This window comes from Stackebrandtia sp. (assembly GCF_035643755.1).
Classification (GTDB): Bacteria; Actinomycetota; Actinomycetes; order Mycobacteriales; family Micromonosporaceae; genus Stackebrandtia.
The window spans coordinates 1-5755 of sequence record NZ_DASQPW010000048.1; the positions used below are offsets into that span (position 1 = coordinate 1).

General features: G+C 71.9%; 4 protein-coding genes and 1 pseudogene. All 5 read right to left on the reverse strand.

What is annotated here, in order from left to right; genetic code table 11:
* Positions 1–24: 24 nt before the first annotated feature.
* Positions 25–738, reverse strand: coding sequence for an FHA domain-containing protein (locus VE172_RS03525; RefSeq protein WP_324797243.1), 714 nt, complete (start codon positions 736–738; stop codon positions 25–27).
* Positions 739–755: 17 nt separating this feature from the next.
* Positions 756–2045, reverse strand: a complete 1290-nt coding sequence (locus VE172_RS03530; protein ID WP_324797246.1) for a VWA domain-containing protein — start codon at positions 2043–2045, stop codon at positions 756–758.
* Entirely contained in the window at positions 2042–3082 is a 1041-nt protein-coding gene (locus tag VE172_RS03535; RefSeq protein ID WP_324797248.1) for a protein phosphatase 2C domain-containing protein, read from the reverse strand. The genes VE172_RS03530 and VE172_RS03535 overlap by 4 nt, the downstream gene beginning before the upstream one ends.
* Entirely contained in the window at positions 3067–5346 is a 2280-nt protein-coding gene (locus VE172_RS03540; RefSeq protein WP_324797250.1) for a serine/threonine-protein kinase, read from the reverse strand. Before VE172_RS03540 ends, VE172_RS03535 begins: the two co-directional genes overlap by 16 nt.
* Positions 5343–5755, reverse strand: a pseudogene (locus VE172_RS03545) (hypothetical protein); the annotation flags it as partial. The gene VE172_RS03540 and the pseudogene VE172_RS03545, both read right to left, overlap by 4 nt.

Below are 5755 nucleotides of genomic sequence, written 5' to 3' on the forward strand. Positions count from 1 at the left end.
GTACGAGGCGGGGTTCGTGCCGAACTAGTCGTAGTGGACGGTGAGGGTGGTCCAGGCGCCCAGCTGGACGCGGTCGCCGTCCTTGAGCGGCACGGGGGCGTTGGGGGTGATGGGCTCGTCCGCGCCGTTGACGTAGGTGCCGTTGGAGGAGCCGACGTCGACCACGGACAGGCCCTCGGGGGTGGAGATCAGGGCGGCGTGGGCGTGGGAGACGCCCGAGTCCTCCGGCGCCGCCGACAGGTCGATGTCGGGGTCGATGCCGCGGCTGCGGGAGCGGCGGCCGATGAAGACCTGCTCGGCGTCCAGGGTGAAGGTGCGCGGGGGATAGACGGCGGGGAAGCGGAGGTTGGTGGCGTCGGGGCCGTCGTGGGAACGCATGCGGTCGAAGAAGACCCGGTCGGCCGAGGCGACCACCGTCCACTGGCGCGGGGGAGCCGGGGCCTCGGGCGGGGGCGGCGGGGGTTCGGGGGCACGGGACTGTTCGGGGATCTCGTCGGTGGAGTCGTCGATGTAGTCGGGGTGGGCGGGGTTGGGCTCGCCGCAGGCCTCGCAGTAGCGGCTGGTGCTCTGGAAGACGCCGCAGGCGCCGCAGCTCCACATGAGGTCGGCCGACGGGGACGGCGGGGCGGAGGCGGGCGCCGGGGGCGGGGCCAGGGTGGAGGTGGCGACGCGGCTGCCGCACTCCTCGCAGTACTCGATGCCGTCGTCGACTGCGTGCTGGTTGGGACATATGGGCATGTGTGGCCTCCCCGGGGCTAGGCGTCTGGCTGTTTGCGCACCGTCACGGTCTTGACGGACTCCACATCGGCCATCTCGAGGTCGACGGCGTTCACCTTCGGTTTCATGTGGACCGTGCCGGTGGCCGCGTCGACGTCCACCACCTTGGCCAGCAGCCGCGCGGTGCCCTCGTTGCCGACCTCCTTGGCCAATTCCACGGCACGCCCCAGTTTATCGGTGGCGGTCTCGTTGTCGCCGGACTTCGCCGCGGCGACGCCCTCCTGGATGGCGGCGGCCAGCTCCGCCTGGCCGGTGTGGTGCGCCACCCGGGGATTGATCTTTGTGGACAGCAGGGTGTCCCCGGTCCAGTGCGCGGTGATCATGCCGCGCGCCAACTCCTCGCCCCCCGAGACCAGGGTGACGCGGGCCGCCAGGCGGTCGTCGTTGGGCTGGATCGGCGGCACCGCGACGCTGACGTGGAACTCGCGGGTCTCCGCACCCCAGGTGCCGGTGGGGTAGTCGCCGGTCTTGCCGTCCAGCTCGGCGCGGCGGCCGGTGAGGTCGACCAGGTTCGGGCTCATCTGCTTGATGAAGCGGATCGTGTTGCGCGCCGGGGTGAACACCCGCAGGGTGACGTCGCCCAGGGTCTTGCGCATCGCCGAGCGGGTGAGCGCGGTGAACTGCTCCGCCCAGTGCTGCGCGTCGGGCAGGCCCATCGCGGTGCCCAGCAACTGATCGGCGATCAGCCGCATCTCGGCGCCCTGCCACTCCGAGCCGATGCCGCAGGAGTTGCACACGAAGTTGCCCGCGCAGTTCGTCAGCGCCGCCCGCAGCTCCTCCTCGGTCTCGTGCTGGTTGTGGCCGTCGCTGAGCAGGAGCCCGTATTTGACACCCGCGGGGGACGGCGCCAGGATCCGGTTGGCCACCTCCAGCCAGGTCCCCATGGCCGTGCCGCCCCCGGCCTGGAGGCGGTCCACCGCGCGCTTGGCGGCGCGCCGGGTCGCCTTGTCCGCGGCGACCGTGCCCTCGTGGGCGGGGAAGACCATCTGTCCGGTGAAGGAGCCCGCGATGATCGCGAAGCGATCGCCCTCGCGCAGCGCGTCGATGGCGGCCAGTGTGGCCCGCTTCGCCTCGGCGATCCGCGAGCCGATCATCGAGCCCGAGCAGTCCACCATGATCACCTGGACGAAGCCCGCCCCCGCGGCCGGCGCCTCGACGTTTCCGTCCCCCGTGGACTCCACGGTGACGATCGCGTCGACGACCGTGTCGCCCTCGCTCATGTACTCGTTGTGGTCGACCTCGATGCCGAAGCCGCCGTCGTCGCTCATGTCGGGCCCCCCGGGTACAGCCGCACCGTGGAGTCCTCGACGGCGGCCTCGGCGGCCACGGGCGGGAACTGGGCCACCGCGACGCTGATGTTGTCGCGGCCGCCGGCCACCCGGGCCCGCTCGGTGAGCGCGGCGGCGATGTGCACCGGCTCGCCCGCGGGCAGCGGGACCAGGTCCGAGGCATCATCCATATAGCACGACAGGCCGTCGCTGCACACGATGAGCCGCCCCGGGCCGTCCGGCACGTAGGTGTGGGTGTTGGGCCGAAGCTCCGGGGAGTCGGAGCCCAGCCACGCCAGAAGCGCCGTGGCGTAGGGGGTGTGGTACCGCTCGTCGTCCTCGGGGACGCCGTGGGCGGCCAGCCGGCCCACGTGCGAGTCGTCCACGGTGAGGCACTGGGCGTAGTCCCCGGACACCCAGTAGGCGCGGCTGTCGCCCACCCAGGTCACCTCGATCTCCTTGTCGTCCATCACCGCCGACACATAGGTGCAGCTGGGCGGGTTGTCCTCCAGGCCCTTGCCGGCCGCGGCGGCGGCCTTGGAGCCGGCGACGACGCCCGCGTGCGAGGCCACGGCCATGGAGTTCTTGGCCGCCAAGGAATCCAGGATCGCCGCCACGGCCGCCTCCGAGGCCGCCAGCGACGCGAGTTCGCCGAATGTGGACGACGAGACGCCGTCGCACACCACGATCACCGACACCCCGTCGTAGCGCCCGATGGCCAGCGCGTCCTGGTTGTAGTGGTGCCGCTTGCCGTAGTCGGTGGCCGCGCCCAAAAGCGTGAGGTCGAGCTCGGCGCGGTCGGCGGTGGGGTTCTGGCGGCGCCCGCAGCTTTGGCAGTAGCCGTGGGCGTCCAGGACGGTGCCGCCGCAGCCGGCGCACGCGGCGGTCTCGGCGGCCGACGACAGCCAGTGCCCGCGGGGTTGGGCGGGCGCGTCGAGGTCGGCGCCGCACGCCTCGCAGATCACGTGCGTGGGGTCGGCCGGCGCGTCACATACCGGGCAGCGCAGGGGATTCGTCTGGCTCATGTGATCGTCCACGGTCGGATCTTATTCGCTTCGTCGATGTATCTGACCCGGTCGGCGTGCGCCGAGGAGGTGCGGGCCAGCTCCCGGTAGGTGTACTCCAGGCCGAAACGCAGGCTCTTCTCGTCCAGCGCGTACTTCAGGATCGGCGGCTGCGGCGGCAGCGTGCCGTTGCTCACGCTTCGCAGACACGCCAACAGGATGCGGGCGGTCAACAGGTGGTGGTGATGCCCCGGCAGCTTCAGGTGCGACAGCCGCTCGGCGGCGTCGCGGACGCGGTCCATGCCCGGCGGCGCCGGATGGTCGGCCAGCCGCAGCCCTATCGCGGCGACCTGGGCGGCGTTGTACTGACTGGACGTTCCCGGAACCGCGTCCAAGACGGCGATCGACGGGTCGTGGTGCCCGTCGTGCGCCAGCAGCCGGGCCTGCCCGAACCCGGCGCTGACGTAGCGCCGATCGGTGGCCCAGATCCGGCTGTAGATGCCCAGCGCCTGCGAGGTGTCGCCGAGGATCTCGCACGCCGCGGCCAGGGCCAGCACCGGCGCGATCTCGCCGGGCAGGTGCCCGTACAGCCAGTCGAACTGCTCGCGGGCCGCGGCGGCGTCCCCGTTGAGCAGCGCGATCAGGCCGCGCCACCACGCGACCCGCCAGTCGTTGACGCCGGTGGCGGCGTACTCGTCGAGGTTCATCGACGCGGCCTTCAGGTTGCCGTAGGCGATGTTGGCGCGCACCCGCCGCATCCGCACCTCGGGGCTGTTCTCCGGGGCGTTCTTCAGCTCGTACAGGATGTCCATCGGGTCGGTGGCCGTCAGCGTGGCCAGGAATCCGGCGGACGGGTCGTCGCTGTCCACCAGCGGCAGCGGCAGCGCGGCGGTGATGTCGGCGCCCGTCAACGGCTCGAAGGCGCCGCTTTGGGCGTCCGGCGCGCCGAAGGTGCTCTGCTCGGGGGTGAACAGTCCCGAGGTGTGGCCGTGCGGGTAGCCCCGCTCCAGCGACAGCACCTCCTGGCGCACCCCCACCAGCTGGTCGCGAAACTCGTCGGCGGTGGAGAAGCGGTACGCCACATCGGGATGGGTCGCCCGGGCCAGCAGCCGGTAGAACGCGTCGTAGCGGGCGAACAGCGGCTCCGTGTGCGGCTCGGGCATCCGGTTGCGGTATTCGCCGGTGAAGCCGTGGAAGTCGAACGCCAGCACCGCCGCCGCCCGCGCCACCGTGTACAGGTCGGACGACACCGACGGGCCGTGGTTGATGATCTCGTCGTCGGTGACGGCGTAGCCCGGCGTGCCGAAGACCGCGGACTCCTCGTCGTCGAGCCGCCGCACCGCGCCCAGGTCGATCAGCTTCAGCCACGACTCCACGTGGATCACGTTGTCGGGCTTGAAATCGCAGAACAACAGGCCCTGCTGGTGCAGGTACCCCAGGGCCGGCAGGATCTCGGCGACATAGGTGAGCACCTGCGACAGCGGCAGAGGATTCGGGGTGCCCGCCTCGTCGAGGTTCTCCTTGCGCAGGTCCCGCAGCGACTTGCCCGGGACGTACTCCATGACGATGTAGCTCAGCGGCTCGTTGGTGCGCGGGTCGGGATGCCGCACGAAGTCGTAGATCTGGACGATGTTCGGGTGGTCCAGGGCGGCCAGGAAGCGGCGCTCGGCGATCGCCGAGTCGATGGCGTCGGGGTCGTTGGAGTCGATGAGGCCCTTCAACACGACCCAGCGCTCGGCCACGTCGTCGCCGATGTTCTTGTCGCGGGCCAGATAGATCCAGCCCAGCCCGCCGTGGGCCATGGCGCCGAGGATCTCGTAGCGCGCGGCCACCATGTCGCCGTGCTGCAGGCTGGGGACGAAGGAGAACCGGGTGCGGCAATGTGGACAAAAGCCCTGGACCCTCCCGGGCTTGCCGTCGGGACCGGTGCGCCCCACCGGTTTCTGGCACTTCCCGCAGCGCCGCTTGTTCTCCGGCACCTGCGGGTTCTGCAGCACCGCCTCGCTGGGGTTGCGGATCGGCACCGGCGGGATGTCCTTCATGCCGCCGCCCAGCCGCCCCCGGGTGCCGGTGAAGGGCTGGGTGCCGCTGGCCCGCGTCGACTGCGTCAGCGGTCCGCTGGTGGCCCCGGTGGGGGCCGAGACCGAGGCCGAGGCGACGGAGCCGGTGCCCGCGGTCGCCACGGTGGCCGGCGGCGCGGCGGCGGGCTGGGCCGCCCGGGAACCGCACTCGTCGCAGTACCCCTCGGGTCCGTAGCTGCCGGGGCACCCCGGCTGGGTGCACGGTGTCGCGGTCATCGCGCCGTTGCCTCCTGTCGAGCCGATATCGCTTGTTGGAAACGCCGCAGCGCGCTGGTGGCGGCGGGAAGGTCGCAGGGCGCGAGGCTCAGCAGCTCGCGGGTCTCCTCCAGCGCCGCGGCGACGTCGGAGTCCTCCACGGCGCCGATGCGGGCGGCCTTGCGGGTGTACGCGGCGAAGCGGCCGCGCAGTTCGGCGCGGCGTTCCACCAGGGCGTCGGCGGCCCGAATGTCGCGCTGGAGCGTTTGGGCGGCTTGGGAAGCGGCGTCCTCGGCCTGCCGCAGCCTTTCGGACAGTTCGCGCCAGTCGGACTCGGCGGCCAGCCGCGCGGCGTCGTCGAGCCGCCGCGTCAACGCCGCGGCGACCGTGTCCACCCGGGGCGGCCGCGGGTTGGCGATCTTGGCGCCGG